This window comes from Moraxella cuniculi DSM 21768 (assembly GCF_900156515.1).
GTDB lineage: Bacteria > Pseudomonadota > Gammaproteobacteria > Pseudomonadales > Moraxellaceae > Moraxella > Moraxella cuniculi.
Window position 1 is genome coordinate 1 of the sequence record NZ_FTNU01000016.1, and the last position, 18,642, is coordinate 18,642.

Annotated in this window: 19 protein-coding genes and 1 tRNA gene; 18 read left to right on the plus strand and 2 right to left on the minus strand. The window is 46.3% G+C overall.

The window, feature by feature from the left end; all coding sequences use genetic code 11:
- The 11 genes from BW928_RS11960 to rpsO all read left to right on the plus strand — a co-directional run.
- Positions 1–189 (plus strand): hypothetical protein (locus BW928_RS11960; protein ID WP_227516580.1); only part of this gene is annotated, 189 nt, incomplete at its 5' end.
- A 401-nt stretch (positions 190–590) separates the two neighbouring features.
- Entirely contained in the window at positions 591–1,433 is an 843-nt protein-coding gene (locus BW928_RS08665; protein ID WP_158078416.1) for a D-alanyl-D-alanine carboxypeptidase family protein, read from the plus strand.
- Positions 1,434–1,610: 177 nt separating this feature from the next.
- Positions 1,611–1,687 (plus strand) — tRNA-Met (locus tag BW928_RS08670).
- A gap of 160 nt (positions 1,688–1,847) precedes the next feature.
- Positions 1,848–2,345 carry a ribosome maturation factor RimP gene (rimP, locus tag BW928_RS08675; RefSeq protein WP_076555836.1) on the plus strand — a complete coding sequence of 166 codons (498 nt, stop codon included), beginning with the start codon at positions 1,848–1,850 and terminating at the stop codon, positions 2,343–2,345.
- Positions 2,346–2,473: 128 nt separating this feature from the next.
- Positions 2,474–3,955 (plus strand): transcription termination factor NusA, encoded by a 1,482-nt coding sequence (gene nusA, locus BW928_RS08680; RefSeq protein WP_076555837.1) that lies wholly within the window; start codon positions 2,474–2,476, stop codon positions 3,953–3,955.
- Between the two features lie 159 nt (positions 3,956–4,114).
- Positions 4,115–6,844 (plus strand): translation initiation factor IF-2, encoded by a 2,730-nt coding sequence (gene infB, locus BW928_RS08685; protein WP_076555838.1) that lies wholly within the window; start codon positions 4,115–4,117, stop codon positions 6,842–6,844.
- Positions 6,845–6,987: 143 nt separating this feature from the next.
- Complete coding sequence (locus BW928_RS08690) at positions 6,988–7,383, plus strand: ribosome-binding factor A (RefSeq protein WP_076555839.1); 396 nt, start codon at positions 6,988–6,990, stop codon at positions 7,381–7,383.
- Positions 7,383–8,309, plus strand: coding sequence for a tRNA pseudouridine(55) synthase TruB (truB, locus tag BW928_RS08695; protein ID WP_076555840.1), 927 nt, complete (start codon positions 7,383–7,385; stop codon positions 8,307–8,309). The genes BW928_RS08690 and truB overlap by 1 nt, the downstream gene beginning before the upstream one ends.
- Positions 8,310–8,439: 130 nt before the next feature.
- Positions 8,440–9,039 (plus strand): opacity family porin, encoded by a 600-nt coding sequence (locus BW928_RS08700; RefSeq protein WP_076555841.1) that lies wholly within the window; start codon positions 8,440–8,442, stop codon positions 9,037–9,039.
- A gap of 190 nt (positions 9,040–9,229) precedes the next feature.
- Positions 9,230–9,916, plus strand: coding sequence for an opacity family porin (locus BW928_RS08705; RefSeq protein WP_076555842.1), 687 nt, complete (start codon positions 9,230–9,232; stop codon positions 9,914–9,916).
- A 251-nt stretch (positions 9,917–10,167) separates the two neighbouring features.
- The gene (rpsO, locus tag BW928_RS08710; protein ID WP_076555843.1) at positions 10,168–10,434 is read left to right on the plus strand and encodes a 30S ribosomal protein S15; all 267 of its coding nucleotides are present in this window, start codon (positions 10,168–10,170) and stop codon (positions 10,432–10,434) included.
- Positions 10,435–10,455: 21 nt separating this feature from the next.
- Here rpsO and BW928_RS11680 read toward each other — a convergent pair whose 3' ends face one another.
- The gene (locus BW928_RS11680; protein WP_158078415.1) at positions 10,456–10,632 is read right to left on the minus strand and encodes a hypothetical protein; all 177 of its coding nucleotides are present in this window, start codon (positions 10,630–10,632) and stop codon (positions 10,456–10,458) included.
- On the opposite strand from BW928_RS11680, the gene pnp reads away from it, so the two are divergent.
- Positions 10,628–12,724 carry a polyribonucleotide nucleotidyltransferase gene (gene pnp / locus BW928_RS08715; protein WP_197719009.1) on the plus strand — a complete coding sequence of 699 codons (2,097 nt, stop codon included), beginning with the start codon at positions 10,628–10,630 and terminating at the stop codon, positions 12,722–12,724. The two genes, BW928_RS11680 and pnp, sit on opposite strands and share 5 nt — an antisense overlap.
- Before the next feature lie 138 nt (positions 12,725–12,862).
- On the opposite strand, the gene rlmH is transcribed toward pnp, so the two are convergent.
- On the minus strand, positions 12,863–13,345 hold the full coding sequence (gene rlmH, locus BW928_RS08720) for a 23S rRNA (pseudouridine(1915)-N(3))-methyltransferase RlmH (protein WP_076555845.1): 483 nt from the start codon (positions 13,343–13,345) through the stop codon (positions 12,863–12,865).
- Positions 13,346–13,471: 126 nt separating this feature from the next.
- On the opposite strand from rlmH, the gene BW928_RS08725 reads away from it, so the two are divergent.
- The 6 genes from BW928_RS08725 to BW928_RS08755 all read left to right on the plus strand — a co-directional run bounded on the left by BW928_RS08725 (position 13,472) and on the right by BW928_RS08755 (position 18,628).
- Positions 13,472–13,933: an RDD family protein gene (locus tag BW928_RS08725; protein ID WP_076555846.1), complete on the plus strand. Its 462-nt coding sequence runs from the start codon at positions 13,472–13,474 to the stop codon at positions 13,931–13,933.
- Between the two features lie 5 nt (positions 13,934–13,938).
- Positions 13,939–14,310, plus strand: a complete 372-nt coding sequence (locus BW928_RS08730; RefSeq protein ID WP_076555847.1) for a YraN family protein — start codon at positions 13,939–13,941, stop codon at positions 14,308–14,310.
- Positions 14,311–14,397: 87 nt separating this feature from the next.
- The gene (locus BW928_RS08735) at positions 14,398–15,093 is read left to right on the plus strand and encodes a BON domain-containing protein (protein WP_227516581.1); all 696 of its coding nucleotides are present in this window, start codon (positions 14,398–14,400) and stop codon (positions 15,091–15,093) included.
- 82 nt (positions 15,094–15,175) lie between these two features.
- Complete coding sequence (locus BW928_RS08740; RefSeq protein ID WP_076555848.1) at positions 15,176–15,418, plus strand: BolA family protein; 243 nt, start codon at positions 15,176–15,178, stop codon at positions 15,416–15,418.
- Positions 15,419–15,433: 15 nt separating this feature from the next.
- Complete coding sequence (gene murA, locus BW928_RS08745) at positions 15,434–16,696, plus strand: UDP-N-acetylglucosamine 1-carboxyvinyltransferase (protein WP_076555849.1); 1,263 nt, start codon at positions 15,434–15,436, stop codon at positions 16,694–16,696.
- Between the two features lie 402 nt (positions 16,697–17,098).
- Positions 17,099–18,628 (plus strand): fumarate hydratase, encoded by a 1,530-nt coding sequence (locus tag BW928_RS08755; protein ID WP_446030799.1) that lies wholly within the window; start codon positions 17,099–17,101, stop codon positions 18,626–18,628.
- Positions 18,629–18,642 lie beyond the last annotated feature (14 nt).

Genomic DNA, 18,642 nt, shown 5'->3' on the forward strand with positions numbered 1-18,642 from the left:
CAACCAGTCCAAACAGCTGGATTCATCTGGGCTACAAGCACCCAAGCGGCACTCAAAGAGGACAGGTTTTTAGGATTGGCTGATGATACCCCCCCCAGTCTTGACGGCTGGGGGATTTGTGGGTATTATACATTTGTCCGAAGTATGGAGGATAAAGGCGTATTCTGGTGCGGAATTTTAACAGTATAAATAACAGTATTTTATTATTTATTTTGCTAATTAATAAAAATAAGACCATAAGAAACAATGGTTTAAAAAATAATGTCAAGTCCCTCCGATCGCACCAAATCTTATCTTTATTTATACTGCCCAAACCTTGATTATCATCAAGGTTTTTTGTTTGATGGGCTGCATTGGTCAAATTTGCCCAATCAATCATCTGTCTTTAACTGCTTTTTACATCAAGCATCCAAACAGATTGCCATTTTAAATGATTCAAATCCTGCCAAGATGACACGGCAAATCTGGGAATTGCCACTGACACATCTTGCCAAAAACCAATCCGTTTTGCATACATTTTTATGGCATTTGGTTATAATAGTCGCCAAGTTTGATGGTTTTACGACAAAAACGATAGCATGAGTGGGCATATGGACAATATTGATAGTTTTTTAAGGGCGGTTAGGCGAGCTGATGGGTCTGATGGGTTGTTGTCTGGCTTGGCGGCTGATTATTTTGGGGTATTGCCCATCAGCCCTGCAGGTGTGGCTGATTTTGACAATCTGCTGCATTGCCGTCAGATAACCGAACAAATATTTCCTGCATCTCTTACCAAAATCATGACGGCATTGGTTGCGTTGGAATATCTTAAGTTGGATCATCAGGTGATGATTATTGATGATGATTTGGTGATTGGTTCTGGCTATAATTTAAAAACAGGCGATATTATCAGTGTAGAAAATCTAATCATTAACATGATGTTGCCCTCAAGCAATATCGCTGCCAAGGCAGTTGCTCGGGCAGTTACTGAAGTGTCGGGTTTGGGTTTTGTTTCGCTGATGAATGATAAGGCGAGGCAGCTTGGCATGACGGCAACCGTCTTTAAAAATCCCACAGGGCTGTCGGATAGGCAACAGCTATCCACGGTGTTGGATTTGATGCGTTTGGGTGTCGCTGCCGTAAAGCATCGGGATTTGGCACGGCTTTGGGGTTTGTCGGTTGCAACGCTGACGATTACAGGTGCAAATGCACGCAGCATTCGTGTGGCGTCCTCTTTTGCAGCAATCAAAGATATGCCGTGGTGCTTGGGTGGCAAATCGGGCAGTTTTTCACACTGGGGCTATCATTTGCTGTGCCATGTCCGCCTAAAGTCTGGCTATACAGGCATTGCAGTTGTGCTAAAATCTCCAAGCAGCGAGCAAAGAGATTTGGATATGATTGGCATTGTGAATAACCTAAGCCAGCAGTATCATTATCCATGTGTTGATGGCTGATGGCTGATGGATTATGGATTATCAAAAAAGCCAACCAAGGCTGTGATGAGTGGTGTTGTTTTGTTATTTTGATAAATATAGTTTTTATTTTAAATATATTTTTGCAATAAAATAATTAAAATAAAATTTTTGCTTGACATGGGGTGATTTTGCTGTATAATAGGCATTCTAAATTGATGCGGGGTGGAGCAGTCTGGTAGCTCGTCGGGCTCATAACCCGAAGGTCGTTGGTTCAAATCCAGCCCCCGCTACCACTTTTTAAAATCCTAAGTTCAGATTGTTATCATTGGATTTGGGTAGCTTGCTTAGCCAAGCTGTCGGCTGGTATTATTATTGCCCACCAACGATTGTTTTGTGGGTTTTTTTGTATTTATTATCCGTGTTCGGCTAAATTTTAGGAAATATCATTCAACCATGAAACCATCAAGCAAAATTGCTGAATTGACCGAATTGATAGCACCTGCTGTGGCTGCGTGTGGTGTGGACTTGTGGGGCATTGAGTTTATGCCACAAGGACGCAAATCGTTATTGCGTATCTATATTGAGACCCTGCCAGAGCAGCGAGCGGCTGGTGAGCATGTCACCATCGAGGATTGCTCGGCGGTGAATCATCAGGTGTCAGGCGTGCTCGATGTACACGACCCCATCGCAGGCGAGTATGTGCTGGAGGTGTCAAGCCCTGGTTTTGATAGACCGTTGTTCACGCGTGAGCAGGTGGCAGAATATGTCGGCGAGGTGGTGAATTTACGCTTGATTCATGCGATTGGCACAGCAGAGAACAAACGCCGCAAGGTTGTTGGGCGACTGATGTCGGTTACTGATAGCAGTATGCAAATCCTCACCGAGGATAAGTTGGAATTTGATATCGCCTTTGATAGTGTGGATAAGGCACATTTGGTTTATCAAGACTAACTTTTATTTATTTTAAGCAGATTTTCAAAATTAGTAATCTTCCCAAACTGGGATTTTTATTAACTATTTGATTAAATTAACTATTTTATCATTATATTAACCATTAACCCAACCCAAGGAATCCACAGATGAGTCGTGAAATTTTGACCGTGGTTGAGACCGTCAGTAATGAAAAAGGGCTAAACCCTGAAGATATTTTTCAAGCAATCGAACAGGCGTTGGTTGTATCTACCAAGAAAAAAGTCTACACCGAGCAGCCAGAGGTTGCCATTCGTGTGCATATTGACCGCAAAACTGGCGACTATGACACTTTCCGCTACTGGACGGTGGTGGCTGATGAAGACCATGAAATGCCAGCTTGCCAGCTTGCCATCAGCGACTTGGACGAAAACGAGTGGAAAATCGGCGACATTAAAGAAGAACAAATTGAGTCAATTGAGTTTGGGCGAATTGCAGCAACCCAAGCTAAGCAAGTAATTATCCAAAAAATCCGTGAGGCGGAACGAGCGTTAATTGCCGATGCTTTTGAGTCTCGCTTGGGTGAGCTTGTTACTGGCGAGGTCAAAAAACAAAGCCGTGATGCTTATATCATTGACTTGGGCGAAGGTGGCGAAGGGTATTTGGCAAAAGACAATACTTTGCCAAGAGAGACTTTGCGTCCAAAAAGCCGCGTTTCGGCGATTTTGCAACAAGTCAATCGTGATGGCAGAAGCCCACAATTGGTATTGTCTCGCACCAGCAACGAAATGCTTGTTGCTTTGATGAACAAAGAAGTGCCAGAGATTAGCGAACAGATTATCGAGATTCGTGATGTGGCTCGCCTGCCGGGGCTTCGTGCCAAAATTTCGGTCAAAACCAACGACCACCGCATTGACCCTGTGGGGGCGTGTATCGGTATGCGTGGTACGCGTATCCAAGCGGTGCAGCAAGAGCTTGACGGTGAGCGTATCGATGTAATCGTCTGGAATGAAGACCCAGCCCAGTATATCATCAGTGCCTTGGAGCCTGCTGATGTCAGTGGTTTGGTGCTTGACGAAGACACCAAAACTGCCGAGGTGATTTTTGTAACCAACGAACAGCTGGCACGAGCGATTGGCTCGCAAGGTCAAAATGTTCGCTTGGCATCAGAGCTGACAGGCTACAAGCTCAACATGATTTTGGAATCGGAATACAATGAGCGTCAGGCTTCTGAAAATCAAGCAGTGATTGAGATGTTCTATGAGCGTCTAGAGGTTGATCGTGATTTGGCAGAAGTATTGGCAGAGGTTGGCTTTAGCGATATTGAAACCGTTGCCTATGCACCTATTGAAGAGTTTTATGAAATCGAAGGTCTTGATGATGAGACCATCACCGCTATCCAAGAGCGTGCCAAAGAGGTAATTATCAGCGATGAGATTGCCAAGCAACAAAACATCAAAGAGCCAAGTGCTGAGCTTTTGGCACTTGATGAAATGACCCCAGCGATCGCCTATAAATTGGCAGAGCGAGACATTATTAGCCTTGATGATTTGGCAGAGCAGGCGGTATTTGATATTGATGATATCGAAGGCTTGGACAGCGAATTGGCTGGTAGGCTGATCATGGCAGCACGCCAATCGTGGTTTGATTAATCATGATGGCGGTAATAATGGACGCACAGCAATGAGCGTGCAGTCAAGAGCATAACCTGCCAGACCTAGTGTTTGGCAGACAAGATACGATGGGCGTTGTCAAAAGACAAATTAAGATGATGCCAATGCCCATCACTAAGCAAAAACTAGGTGATATGAATGGCAAAAACAGTTAAAGAGCTTGCTCAAATTTCAAACACAACAACCGAAACCATCTTAAAGCAGCTTGCCGATGCTGGGTTGCCAGCACGCAGCGAAAATGACCATGTTAGTGATGCCGAGCAACAAAAACTGGTGGCATTTTTAAAACAAAGTCATGGCGAAAAGCCAAAATCTCGCATTAGCCTGAAGTCAAAAACCACTTCAACAGCACAGGTAACAGGTGCTTCTGGCAAGGCAAAAACCATCAATGTGGTACGCACCAAAAAAGTCGTTTATGAAAAACCAGACCCTGCTAAGATTGAGGCAGAGATTGCCGCTCAAGCCAAAGCAGCTGAAGAAGCGCGCCTAAAAGCAGCGGCAGAAAAACAAGCTGCTGAACGCAGCAAAAAAGAAGCCGCCGAGCGACAAGCGGCAACTTTGGCAGCAATGCGTGCCAGTGCCGAACCAAGCAAAGCTAGCGATACCAGCAGTGCTGTTGTTGTCAAAAAAACCAAAAAAGACGATGAGCAAAAAGCTGCACCAAAAGCCGATAAGAAAAAAGCAGCAAAACCAGCCAAACAAGAATCTGCCGAAGACAAAAAAGCCCGTGAAGCTCGTGAGGCTGAAGAAGAACGCCTGCGTCAGATGGAGGCTGAAACACGCCGCAAAGCTGCCATCGATGCCCAAAACCGCACGCTTGAACAAATGAAAGAGATGGCATCACGCTACAGCGATAGCGATGATGGTACACAGGCAACCATCGTACGCACCAAAGATGACGCACCGCTGGCTGATGGCTTGGTGGGAGCGGCTTTGGAGGAGTCGTTCGAAAAAGAACGCCGTGAAATCAAGCGAGGCAGTGCAGGCACAACAGGCAAAGGCGGCAAAAAAGGCCGCAAAGGTCAGCAAGAAGAGCGAGAAATCAAAACCCGCTCAAAAGGACTAAAATCATCACAGGCAAATAAGCATAAGTTTGAAATGCCTGTTGAAAAAATCGTGCATAATGTCGAAGTTGGTGAGAGCATTGTGCTGTCTGACTTGGCTCAAAAAATGGCGGTCAAAGTCCGTGAAGTCATCAAGGCATTGATGAAAATGGGCGAGCTGGTGCGAGAGTCTGATACCATTGACCAGATGACTGCTGCTTTGGTGATTGAGGAATTTGGTCATAATTTCATCGCTGTTAGTGATACGCAGCTAGAAGATGATTTGCAGGTGGCAGTAGACGAAAAATCAGGCAATATTCAGACCCGTCCGCCAGTTGTTACCATCATGGGTCATGTTGATCATGGCAAGACTTCTCTGCTTGACAAGATTCGTGCCACCAAAGTCGCCTCAGGTGAGGCAGGCGGCATTACCCAGCATATCGGTGCTTATCATGTAACCACAGATCGTGGCGTGATTACTTTCCTTGACACACCGGGGCATGCTGCATTTACAGCAATGCGTTCTCGTGGTGCACAAGCGACCGATATTGTTGTACTGGTTGTCGCTGCGGACGATGGCATGATGCCACAGACCGAAGAGGCGATTGACCACGCTCGTGCAGCTGGCACACCGCTGATTGTTGCCATCAATAAGATGGATAAAGACACCGCCGATCCTGATCGTGTGATTAATGAATTATCGGTCAAAGAAGTGATTCCAGAAGAATGGGGTGGCGATACGCCGATGGTCAAGGTTTCTGCCAAATCAGGCATGGGCATTGATGAATTGCTTGAGGTAATTAGCATTCAGGCGGAGCTGATGGAGCTAGAAGCACCTGTTGATGGTGCAGCACAGGGCGTGGTGATTGAGTCTCGCTTGGACAAAGGTCGTGGAGCGGTTGCCAGCTTACTTGTCAAAAAAGGCACACTAAACCAAGGCGATTTGGTCTTGGCGGGCGAATATTATGGTAAGGTGCGTGCCATGACCGATGAGAATGGTCAGCGTATCAAAACCGCAGGCCCTTCGATTCCTGTAGAGATTTTGGGCTTGCCAGAAGCACCAGCGGCAGGCAGCGAATTTTTGGTGGTATCAGATGAGAAAAAAGCACGAGAAGTGGCGGATTTCCGTGCTGCTCGTGAGCGTGATCGCATCTTGGAACGCCAAAATAAAATGCGACTGGATACCTTGTTTGACAGCATGAACAGTACCGAAGTTGCCACCTTAAACATTATCCTAAAAACCGATGTGCGTGGTTCGCTGGAGGCATTATTGGGGGCACTTGATGAGCTGTCTACCGATGAGGTGAAAGTGCGTGTCATCAGCTCTGGCGTTGGTGCCATCACTGAGTCTGATGTTATCTTGGCAGAATCAAGCGAGGCGGTATTGCTTGGTTTTAATGTGCGTGCCGACAATGCAGGCAAGAAAAAAGCTGACGCAGCAGGATTGGATATTCGCTACTACAGCGTGATTTATGGACTGATTGATGATGTCAAGGCGGCAATGAGTGGTATGCTGGCACCTGAGCATCGTGAGCAGATTCTGGGCATTGCCGAAGTGCGAGAGGTCTTCCGCTCAAGCAAATTCGGTGCGGCGGCAGGCTGCATGGTGCAAGAGGGTACCATTCATCGCAACAAGCCAATCCGTGTATTGCGTGATGACAAGGTTATCTTCACAGGTCAGCTACAATCGTTACGCCGTTATAAAGATGATGTCAATGAAGTCAAGGCAGGCATCGAGTGCGGCTTGGCGGTGAAGGGCTATGAAGTTGCTGTTGGTGATAAGATTGAAGTGTTTGAAATTCACGAAATCAAGCGAGAGCTATAACCAACAAAAACCCTGTCAAGCTGGCGGGGTTTTGCTTTGTGGCGATGATACATCAACGCTCATGTGTCATTGCCACTTGGTAGTGCTGGCATTAGGCACAGTGGTCAATTTTTAAAATATTAATAAAGCATGAAAGGATATTTATGAATCAACGATTACAACGCTTGGCTGATCAGATCCAACGCAGTTTGGCAATTTTAATCCGTGATGAGATTAATGACCCCAGATTGACTGGATTTGTTACCATTTCGGCGGTGAAAGTCAGCCCAGATTTGGGCTATGCTGATATTTATGTAACCATTCTTGAGCCGAGCCAAGACGGTGGCATGAACATTGAGGCACATCGTGAGAGCCTAAAAGTGCTAAACAACGCCGCAGGGTTTTTGCGTACCGAGCTTAGTCGCACGATGAAAACTCGTACAACGCCACGCTTGCGTTTTCATTATGACGAAGTAACCGCACAGGGCAACCACATGATGAATTTGGTCAATCAAGCCATGCAAAAAACCCAAGCAACGGCAGACGATGGCGACAACTGATGCAAAAAACGGTTATTTCAGGTGTTTTGTTATTGGACAAACCTGCCGATATCAGCTCGCACACGGCTCTTTTTCGAGCAAAGCATTTGTTCAAATCAGACAGCCAAGATTCAAAAAAAGCAGGGCATACAGGCACGCTAGACCCGATGGCAACGGGGCTTTTGCCCTTATGCTTCGGTGAGGCGACCAAATTTGCCCAATATGGGCTTGATGCCAACAAGGGTTATACAGCCACGATTCGGTTGGGCGAGCAGACAGACACTGGCGATATGCAGGGTGTTGTGATTGCAACCGCCGCCGTGCCAGCGATAGATCAGACGATGCTTGATGAGCTTAGCTTGGCGATGATAGGCGAGCAGTGGCAGATACCGCCGATGTATTCGGCACTAAAAAAAGACGGCAAAAAACTCTACGAATATGCACGCGAGGGCATACAGCTACAGCGAGAACCACGCCGTATCGTTATTCATCAGTTGCAATTGCGGCGTATTGATGAGCGGACGCTGGCATTGTCTGTATTGTGCTCAAAAGGCAGTTATGTGCGTGTTTTGGCAGAGGATATCGCTGGTCGCTTGGGGACGCTTGGGCATCTGATTGGTCTGCGGCGGACGCAGACGGGCGGTTTTATGCTGGCAGAGGCGGTGGATTTTGCAGCATTGGAGGCGATGGATATGCCCAAGCGGTTACTTCAGCTGCTGCCTGTTGATGTGCTTGTGGCACATTTGCCGATATTGACGGTTGATGCTGATGAATCGCAGCGACTTAAGATTGGACAGCGGCTCAATGTTGCCAAGCGTGCTGCTGCCTTGTTCACCGAGCAAGCAGAGCCATCGTGTATGGTGCGACTGTATGCTGACGGTGCTTTTGTCGGCTTGGGGGAGCTTGCCATCACAGGCAGACTACAGCCCAAAAAAATGCTGGCATAGCTTTTTATGTTTGTAAAATTTTGTAACATATTGAGCAAATTTTATAAATATACTTGACAGTACAAGGTACTGGCGATAAAATTAGCTCGCCTATTATGGCAATGTTTTCTCCTAGGTTTAAGGATTTATTATGAAAAAGATCGCTCTAGCTGCTGTATTGGCAGGTGTTTCAAGCATGGCTTCAGCCAACCTACTAAACACTGACAACCTATATGTACAAGGTAATGTTGGTTATTCTAAACTACAAGCTAAAGAAGCTGGTGCAAAGTTCAAAGACAGCAACCCATCTTTCACCATCGCTGTAGGTAAAGATACTGGCAATGTGCGTTATGTTGGTGATTATACCTATTTTGGTAAACTTGAAAATAACGAACAGCTTAACGCAGGCTTCTTTAAGGCAGAGCTATCAGCACAATCGGTTGGTTTTTCAGCCATTTATGACTTCCAGCCAGTATCTGGCTTTACTCCGTATGTTGGCGGTCGTCTAGGTTTGAACTACCTAAGATTGAAAAATGAAGCTCGTGCGAACAATGGTACAGTAGCGGCTTCTCTTGACAGCAAAAAAGCTCAAGCTGGTGCAGGTGTACTAGCTGGCGTACAATACAGCATCAACCCACAATTGGCTGTAGATGCTGGCGTTGAGTACAACTACCTTGGTAAAGTTGGTTCAAACGATCAGGTAAAATTAGACCAATACGGTGCTAAGCTAGGTCTTCGCTATAACTTCTAATGCCTGACTGCTACAGTCGCATTATCAAATCCATCGGTGTTTTATCGGTGGATTTTTTTTGATGGCAGATTTTCTTGTAAAATTTTGTAACATTTATGCCAAATCCCATAAAATTCCTTGACAGTTTAAGTGGGGGGGGTAGAATTTCAGTGTTGGTTTATTTTGGCTTATTTTATTTTGGAGTATTGCGATGAAAAAGATGATTTTAGCTACCGTATTGGCAGGTGTATCAAGCGTAGCTTTTGCAAATGTGTTAGGCGATGGTCTGTATGTACAAGGTAATGTTGGCTATGCCAAATTACAGACCAAAGAGGGCAATCAGAAGCTAAAAGATAACAGCACAAGTTTTGGCGTGGCTTTTGGTAAAGACACTGGCAATGTGCGTTATGCAGTAGATTATACCAATTTTGGTACGCTTGAGCAAAAACAAACGGTGGTGTTTGACGCTGATATGCGAAATTTAGTTGCTGACATTACAAGGCAGGTTACAGGGCGGTCTGTCTTCATTTCATCAGCCAAAGCTAATGTCGTTACCAAGGTTAAAGCCCAGTCGCTTGGTATGTCAGCGATTTATGACTTTGCTAATAATTCGGCATTTACGCCGTATGCAGGTCTGAGAGTGGGTGTGAATCAGTTAAAAGCAGATGTGGCTGTTACGACTGATATGGTGATCAATGGCGTTGCCTCCAGCAACACACAAAAAGCAAACAAAGCCAAAAGCACCAAAGTTGGTGCAGGCGTGGTAGCTGGTGTACAGTATGCCATCAATCCACAGCTGGCAGTAGATGCTGGCGTTGAGTATAACTATTTGGGTAAATTTGATAAAATTAAAGCAGATCAATACGGTGCAAAAGTTGGCTTGCGTTATAATTTTTAATCACGCCAATTAAAAGCGATGTATCTAGCCCATGGGTGTTTTGCCGATGGGCTTTTTTGTTGTAATCTTAACAAATGCCCCAATGCCTGCCGATTGTCAATCCCAATTGGCATGGCAGTATCTTTATAAAAAAAGCTGACAAATTGACAAAAATTTGTTATAATCATCAATCAGTGCCAATTGGCTTAGGCAGGCTTTCGCAATGCAATGCTTGCCCGAATGATATCGCATTGCCCAAATAGGAAACTGTTATGCTAACGAACAAAGATCGTGAAGAAATCATCGCCAAATACAAGCGTGGCGAGAATGACACTGGTAGCCCAGAGGTGCAAGTTGCTCTTTTGACTGCTCGCATCAATGACTTACAAGACCACTTCAAAGCACACAAAGCTGACCATCACAGCCGCCGTGGTCTAATCCGCATGGTAAACCAACGCCGCAAATTGCTTGACTACCTAAAAGGTAAAGATCTAAATCGCTATACCGATTTGATCGCTTCATTGGGTCTTCGCCGTTAATTGGCAGTGTGGTGGCGTGTGTTACCACAGACGAAAACGGCGTGCTTTGGCGTGCCGTTTTTCTTTGAAATTTTTCTTAACAATCACATTCATCACCAAGCTGTGGCAAAAATTTAGAACTCTAAGGCATGAGATGTGCTGACAGATGTGATGCCTTAGGGCTTTAGATTTGGTCTGGCTTGCATAGATAGGAATCATTATGTTTAATACCATTCGTCAAGAATTTCAATATGGCAATCAACAAGTTGTGCTAGAAACTGGTCGCATCGCTCGCCAAGCCAATAGCGTGCTGGTGCATATGGGTGGCGTGTCGGTACTGGTTGCTGTGGTGGTACGCCCAGAGGCAGTTGCTGGACAGAATTTCTTCCCACTGACGGTTAATTATCAAGAAAAAATGTACGCTTCGGGCAAAATCCCCGGTGGTTATGGCAAGCGTGAAGGGCGTGCCAGTGAGTTTGAGACGCTGACCAGCCGCTTAATTGACCGTCCAATTCGTCCACTATTCCCAGAAGGCTATTATAACGAAATTCAAGTAACCGCAACGGTTATCTCATCGGACAAGACCCAAGACGCTGATATTGCTGCCATGATTGGTGCGTCAGCTGCTCTTGCCATCTCACCAGCACCATTTAATGGACCAATCGGTGCCGCTCGTGTGGGCTTTATCAATGGCGAATATGTGCTAAACCCAAATCTTGCCGAGATGAAGCAGAGTGATTTGGATTTGGTGGTGGCTGGTACAAAGGCAGCTGTGCTGATGGTGGAATCAGAAGCCAAAGAACTGTCAGAGGATCAGATGCTTGGTGCGGTATTGTACGGACACGCCCAGCAACAAGTGGTGATTGATAATATCAATGCCTTTGCCGCAGCGGTTGGCAACGCCAAACAAGAGTTTGTCGCTCCTGTGATTAATGAGGCGTTAAACACGGCACTAAAAACCGCATTCACCGAAAAAGTGAGCGAGGCGTATACCATTACTGTCAAGCAAGATCGCTATGCTCGTTTAGATGAGCTACAAAATGAAGCGATTGAGACCTTGGCTGGTGATGCTGACAGTGAGGATTATGCAGACAAGGTTGCAGAAATCAAGAGTTTGTTTGAGGAGCTAAAATACCGCACCGTGCGTGATAATATCCTATCAGGCAAACCACGCATTGATGGCCGTGATCTTGAGACAGTGCGTGCGTTGGATATTCAGGTTGGTGTATTGCCTTATACGCATGGTTCGGCATTGTTCACTCGTGGCGAGACCCAAGCCTTGGTAGTAACAACACTTGGCACCACTCGCGATGTGAATTTGGTCGATACGCTGGCTGGCACCAAGCAAGATCATTTCATGCTGCATTATAATTTCCCACATTATTCAGTGGGTGAGACAGGTCGTGAAGGGGCTCCAAAACGCCGTGAAATCGGTCATGGACGCTTGGCTCGCCGTGGCGTACAAGCAATGTTGCCATCTGTCGATCGCTTCCCATATACCATTCGTGTGGTGTCCGAAATCACCGAATCAAACGGCTCATCATCAATGGCATCGGTCTGCGGTGCGTCATTGTCATTGATGGACGCAGGCGTACCACTAAAAGCCCCTGTAGCAGGTATCGCAATGGGCTTGGTCAAAGAAGGCGACCGCTTTGCTGTTTTGTCAGATATTTTGGGCGATGAAGATCATTTGGGCGATATGGACTTTAAGGTGGCAGGTACTACCGAAGGTATTACCGCTTTGCAAATGGACATTAAAATCGAAGGCATCACTGCCGACATTATGGAACAGGCACTAAAACAAGCTTATGCAGGTCGTATCCATATCCTATCGGCGATGAATGAGGTTATCTCATCAAGCCGCACCGAGATTAATGCTCATGCACCAAACTATGCCACAATGAGCATTAATCCTGAAAAAATCCGTGATGTCATCGGCAAGGGTGGGGCAACCATTCGCCAGCTGACCGAAGACACAGGGGCGACCATTGATATTGAGGACAATGGCACAATCCGTATCTTTGGTATGGACAAAGCATCAACGCGTGCTGCCATGGCACAGATTGAGGCGATTACTGCCGAAGTGGAAGTTGGTGCGGTATACGAAGGTGTGGTTGCTCGCATCGTGGAGTTTGGGGCGTTTGTTACCATTTTACCAGGTACGGACGGTTTGGTGCATATCAGCCAAATCTCTGATGAGCGCGTCGAAAATGTCAGCGATTACCTAAAAGAAGGTCAAACGGTCAAGGTGCAAGTGCAAGACATTGACAATCGTGGTCGCATTAAGCTAACCATGAAAGGTATTGAATAACCAAAAATTGAGCTGATAGCAAGCCAAAACCCTGTCTGACGATGGGGTTTTGTTAATTATATCAACACAAACTGTGGCACGCATGGCTGATGGATTGGTGCCAAAAGATTTTTGCTTGGTGTGAGGTTTGGTTGTATTTTAACCACCTCGATGATAAGGGTGGTTATTAATAATACTCATCGCACGGTACAGCTGCTCAATGAGTATGACACGAACCAATGGATGCGGCAGCGTCAAGTCCGACAGCGACCACTGAAAATCCGCCGCCTGCAACAGCGAGTTTGCCACGCCATCAGCTCCGCCGATAACCAGTGCGATATCACTGCCGTCTTGCATGGCGATGGACAGCTTGTCTGACAAGGTTTCGGTTGAGAGCATTTTGCCCTTGACTTCAAGCAGCCACAGTTGCTCTTTTGGGTGTTTGGCGGCAAGTATGGTTGCAGCTTCGGTTTGTTTGTATTTTTCGATATCGGCAGTCGATGGATTTTTGCTGCGTTTGGCAGGGGGCAGTTCCACCATCTCAACGCTCATCATGGGCAAAATGCGTTTTAGGTACTCTTGAAATCCTGTCTGTACCCAGCTTGGCATCTTATGACCGATGCTTAAAATTCTTAATTTCATAAAAAATTCCACAAAATAACGATATTTTACCGAAAATTCACAAAAAATCCCAGCAAAATCGCCCGAGATGATGGCGAAAATGCCAAAACTTTGCTATGCTACAGCGTACAAGATTTGGAGGTGATTATGGTACAACAACACGACCCTCGCTATGACGACAGCGAATATCAATACGCAGGATTTTGGGTGCGGCTTGTTGCCCAATTGGTGGATAGCTTGATATTTGTTTTGCTGACTTTGCCGCTTATGTATTATCAGTGGCAGCAGATAGCAAATATGCCGATTGAGGAGATACCTGTTTATAGCCCTATGGATATTGTGATAAACCTTGTGTTTGCGGTGGCGGTGATTATCTTTTGGGTGAAAAAAGGGGCGACACCGGGCAAAATGCTGTTTGGTTTACAAATTCGTGATGCCAAAACAGGGGCGTTTATCAGTGTGCCAAGGGCGTTACTTCGCTATTTTATTGGCTATACGGTGTCGGCACTGGTGCTGGGTTTGGGCTTTATTTGGGCAGGATTTGATGCCAAAAAGCAAGGCTGGCATGATAAAATTGCTGGCACTGTGGTTGTTAAACGCATTCGCTAAACAAAATGGCGAAAACTGCCAAAATGCGACAGGGGGCGTTTTATGAAATGCAGGCACAACTCATTTTATGTCAGGCAGGGCTACAGATTGTTGCTACAAATTTTATCGCTACAGGCATTGGTGAGATTGACATCATTGCCACACCCAGCCAACAATCGCTGCTGATATTTGTTGAGGTCAGAAGTCGCAAAAAATCACAGTTTGGTACAGCGGCTGATAGTATTAGCCCGACAAAACAGGGGCGAATTTATCGCACTGCCGAGTATTTTTTGCAGCAGCACCCTGAATATGCTGAGTATGAGTGCCGTTTTGATGTGCTGTTGTTTGATGTGATGGCAGATGGCGTGGTGCATGAATGGCTGGTGGCGGCATTTTAGCTTGGACAGGCTTGGGCATGGCATGATAATGTGGCAACACAGTCAAATAACGACAAAATAGCAAATTTATTAAAGAGAGTTTGTATTATGAATAAAGTATTGATTGCAATGATGGCATCAATGATGGCATTGACCGCTTGCACCACAAATGGGGGTAGTGTTGGGGCGGATGCGATGGGGCGTAGTATCCCAGAGCGTCTAAGCGACACCAGCATTGAGCTGACGGCACGCCGCAATTTGGCAACCATTGACGGCATTAATCAAAATAATGCACGCATTGCCATCGATGGCTATTTGCGAGAGGTGCTTTTGACAGGTGAAGTGCCAAGCGAGCAAATCAAAGCAGAAATCGGACGCACCATTGAATCAATGCGTGGCGTGGCAAAAGTGTTCAATTACCTTACCGTTACTGATATTCCCAAAAGCCAAAGCCACACAGTGCATGAGAACTATCTGCGTTCTAAGATTAATGCACGGCTGCTTGCCAATCGCGATGTCAAATCCTCACAATACAAAATCATCGTCCGTGATAGCACCGCCTATATCATGGGCTATCTTACCTCAGCTCAGCAAGATGAGATTTTGGCAGCTGTGCAGGCCACCTCTGGCATGGCAAAGGCGGTAACTTTGACCACTTTGGTTGAGATGGCTCCTGCGGTTGAGGATTTGCCAGCGGTTGATGGTGCAACTGGCAGTTACACGCTCCAAGAGATTTATACGCCCGATGCGACAAATACCGCACCGAGCAATACACCGCCTGTGTTTGGCACGCCAAGTGAATAATTTTGTTATCAATTGACAAAAATTACGCAAGCTGGGCAGTAGTTTGTTATAATAGTTGATTTGCAAACAGATGAGAAGTTTTATGAATGCACAAGAGTTGATTGACCTGTTGCGTCCACATTTTCCAAAGGCTCATATTGATGCAGTCAATCAGGGCAATAAGTTTGAGCTGCTGATTGTTGATGAAGCATTTGATAATAAGCGACTGGTAGCACGCCAGCAGATGATTTTTGCATTGGTCAATGAGCATATCCAAAGCGGTGCCATGCACGCCTTGACAATCCATGCTCTGACTCCTGATGAATATGCCAGCAAACAGGCTTGATAATACGAGAATTTTATGGACAAATTTAAAATCATAGGCAGCAGTCGCATCGCAGGCGAGGTGAGTATCTCTGGCTCAAAAAATGCCGCATTGCCCTTGCTTGCTGCCATGCTGTTACCCAATGATGAAACTGTACTGCACAATGTGCCAACACTAAAAGACACACAAACGCTCATCGAGCTAATCGCAGGCACAGGCGTTAAGATTGATAAGCAGGGCAATACAGTAACCGCCAATGCACGCACGGTGAATAATTATTACGCACCTTATGAATTGGTGCGAACCATGAGAGCGTCAATTTTGGTACTGGGGCCACTTTTGGCACGATTTGGCGAGGCAGAAGTGTCATTGCCGGGTGGATGTTCTATCGGTTCACGACCTGTTGATCAGCACCTAAAGGCATTCGAGGCGATGGGTGCTACCATCACTGTCGAAAATGGCTATGTCAAAGCCAAAGCACCAGCAGGCGGTCGGTTGATAGGGTGTGATTTTAGCTTTGATATGGTAACTGTTGGCGGTACAGAGAATGTCATCATGGCGGCGGCTCTGGCAAAAGGCACAACACGCCTAGAAAACTGTGCCACTGAGCCTGAAGTGGTTGATTTGGCAAATATGCTGGTGGCGATGGGAGCAAAAATCAGCGGTATTGGCAGCACCACGATGGTGATCGAGGGCGTGGATAGTTTGCATGGTTGTGAATACAGTGTCATTGCTGATCGTATTGAGACAGGGTCTTATTTGGCTGGGGCTTTGATGAGCTGTGGCGATGTGCTGACCAAGAATACTTCGGCAGAATTTTTGCACCCTGTACTAAAAAAATTCGAGGCGATGGGTGCGACCATCACCACGGGCGAGGACTGGATTCGTGCTGTTATGCACACCAGACCGAAGGCGGTGGATATTCGCACACAGGTGCATCCTGGTTTTCCGACCGATATGCAGGCACAGCTGATGGCGGTGTGTTGCTTGGCGGACGGCACCAGCACAATCATTGAGAATATTTTTGAAAATCGTTTTATGCATGTGCCAGAGTTGCAACGCATGGGGGCAAAGGTGCGTGTTGATGGGCATACTGCCATCGTTGAAGGGGTGGAGAAGTTCATGCCAGCACCTGTGATGGCGACCGATTTGCGTGCTTCGATGTCTTTGGTGATGGCGGCTGCCTGTGCCGAAGGCGAGAGTATCATTGACCGCATTTATCACATTGATCGTGGTTATGATGATGTTGAAAATAAATTGCGAGCCTTGGGTGTCAATATCGAACGCATCAGTGGCTAGAGTGCTATTTGATGCCAAGCAAGCATTGTATCGGTGCTTGCTTTTTTATTTGCCAATCCCTCTTTTTTAAGGCAGCGTGGGTGAAATCTTTTATCAGTCGGCTTTTGCCACAATCAGGAGAAATGTCAAAGTTTGTTTTGATGGGTGTTAATGCCTTTACAAAGTGTGGCTCATTAACTTGATTGTTGGCAGAATTGGCTGATTGTGATGATGATTTGCCAATCATGGATAAAATGACGATAAAGGTAACAAGATAACCGCACCAAGTGTTATCAATTTTTGTCAAAAAATGCTAAAATGGTACAGATTATCACCGCTAATGTGGGTGATGACAACCAACAATGCCTTGCATTAAATTTAGCCGTTTGTGTGCTGATTGCACCAAATTAGCCAGAAGGATTTATCATGACTGTGATTAAGCAAGAAGACTTTATCCAAAGCATTGCTGATGCTTTTCAGTACATCAGTTATTACCACCCAACCGATTATATTACCGCACTTAGTGCCGCACTTGAGCGTGAAGAAAACCCTGCCGCTCGTGATGCGATGACGCAGATTCTGGTAAATAGTCGTATGTGTGCTGAGGGCAAACGCCCCATCTGCCAAGACACAGGGATTGCAACTGTATTTTTGAAAGTGGGCATGAATGTGCAATGGGACAGCACAATGAGCGTGGCAGAGATGGTCAATGAGGGCGTTCGCCGTGCTTATAACCACCCTGACAACAAACTGCGTGCCTCAGTGCTGGCCGACCCTGCTGGCAAACGCACCAACACCAAGGATAATACACCTGCGGTCATTCATATGGAAATTGTCGCTGGTGATACTGTTGATGTAACTTGTGCGGCCAAAGGCGGCGGCAGTGAAAACAAATCAAAACTTGCGATGCTAAACCCTTCGGACAGTATTGTTGATTGGGTGCTAAAAACCGTGCCAACCATGGGTGCTGGTTGGTGTCCGCCGGGGATTTTGGGCATTGGCATTGGCGGTACGCCAGAAAAGGCAGCATTGCTTGCCAAAGAATCGCTGATGAGCCATATTGACATTCATGAATTAAAGGCAAAAGCCGACAGCGGTGCTGAATTGACCACAACCGAGAGCTTGCGTCTGGAGCTGTATGAGAAGGTCAATGCACTGGGTATCGGTGCACAGGGCTTGGGCGGTTTAACCACAGTGCTTGATGTGAAGATTTTGGATTATCCAACGCACGCTGCCAGTAAGCCTGTTGCCATGATTCCAAACTGTGCTGCCACTCGCCACATTCATTTTGAGCTAGATGGTACAGGGCCTGCCGCCTTGACACCGCCAAGTCTTGATGCTTATCCAGACATTACTTACAGCCCAGACAATGGCAAGCGAGTGAATGTTGATACGCTGACCAAAGAAGAAGTGGCAAGCTGGAAGACGGGCGATGTATTGCTATTGTCTGGCAAAATCTACACAGGTCGCGATGCAGCACACAAACGCATGACAGATATGCTAAGTAAGGGTGAAACCCTGCCTGTGGATTTCACCAACAAGCTGATTTATTATGTCGGGCCTGTTGATCCTGTGCGTGATGAAGTTGTCGGTCCAGCAGGCCCAACGACTGCAACGCGTATGGACAAATTCACACGACAAATGCTTGAACAGACAGGGCTTTTGGGCATGATTGGTAAATCAGAGCGAGGCGAGGCAGCGTGTCAAGCGATTGCTGATAACAAGGCGGTGTATTTAATGGCAGTTGGTGGCTCGGCCTATTTGGTATCAAAAGCCATCAAAAATGCCAAAGTCGTCGCATTTGCCGAACTTGGCATGGAAGCGATTTATGAATTTGAGGTCAAGGATATGCCAGTTACTGTGGCTGTAGACAGTCAGGGCAGCTCTGTCCATGCCACGGCACCGAAGATTTGGCAGGTAAAAATTGGCAAAATCCCTGTTGTAGATGCTTAAGCCACTGCCCAACC

What these genes read in the sequence shown, in the direction of transcription:
- infB (WP_076555838.1), top strand. Translation starts at nt 4,115, where the DNA reads ATGGCAAAAACAGTTAAAGAGCTTGCTCAAATTTCAAACACAACAACC.
- BW928_RS08700 (WP_076555841.1), top strand. Translation starts at nt 8,440, where the DNA reads ATGAAAAAGATCGCTCTAGCTGCTGTATTGGCAGGTGTTTCAAGCATG.
- truB (WP_076555840.1), top strand. Translation starts at nt 7,383, where the DNA reads ATGCAAAAAACGGTTATTTCAGGTGTTTTGTTATTGGACAAACCTGCC.
- murA (WP_076555849.1), top strand. Translation starts at nt 15,434, where the DNA reads ATGGACAAATTTAAAATCATAGGCAGCAGTCGCATCGCAGGCGAGGTG.
- BW928_RS08665 (WP_158078416.1), top strand. Translation starts at nt 591, where the DNA reads ATGGACAATATTGATAGTTTTTTAAGGGCGGTTAGGCGAGCTGATGGG.
- BW928_RS08725 (WP_076555846.1), top strand. Translation starts at nt 13,472, where the DNA reads ATGGTACAACAACACGACCCTCGCTATGACGACAGCGAATATCAATAC.
- rpsO (WP_076555843.1), top strand. Translation starts at nt 10,168, where the DNA reads ATGCTAACGAACAAAGATCGTGAAGAAATCATCGCCAAATACAAGCGT.
- rimP (WP_076555836.1), top strand. Translation starts at nt 1,848, where the DNA reads ATGAAACCATCAAGCAAAATTGCTGAATTGACCGAATTGATAGCACCT.
- BW928_RS08690 (WP_076555839.1), top strand. Translation starts at nt 6,988, where the DNA reads ATGAATCAACGATTACAACGCTTGGCTGATCAGATCCAACGCAGTTTG.
- nusA (WP_076555837.1), top strand. Translation starts at nt 2,474, where the DNA reads ATGAGTCGTGAAATTTTGACCGTGGTTGAGACCGTCAGTAATGAAAAA.
- BW928_RS08740 (WP_076555848.1), top strand. Translation starts at nt 15,176, where the DNA reads ATGAATGCACAAGAGTTGATTGACCTGTTGCGTCCACATTTTCCAAAG.
- BW928_RS08730 (WP_076555847.1), top strand. Translation starts at nt 13,939, where the DNA reads ATGGCGAAAACTGCCAAAATGCGACAGGGGGCGTTTTATGAAATGCAG.
- rlmH (WP_076555845.1), bottom strand. Translation starts at nt 13,345, where the DNA reads ATGAAATTAAGAATTTTAAGCATCGGTCATAAGATGCCAAGCTGGGTA.
- BW928_RS11680 (WP_158078415.1), bottom strand. Translation starts at nt 10,632, where the DNA reads ATGATTCCTATCTATGCAAGCCAGACCAAATCTAAAGCCCTAAGGCAT.
- BW928_RS08705 (WP_076555842.1), top strand. Translation starts at nt 9,230, where the DNA reads ATGAAAAAGATGATTTTAGCTACCGTATTGGCAGGTGTATCAAGCGTA.
- BW928_RS08735 (WP_227516581.1), top strand. Translation starts at nt 14,398, where the DNA reads ATGAATAAAGTATTGATTGCAATGATGGCATCAATGATGGCATTGACC.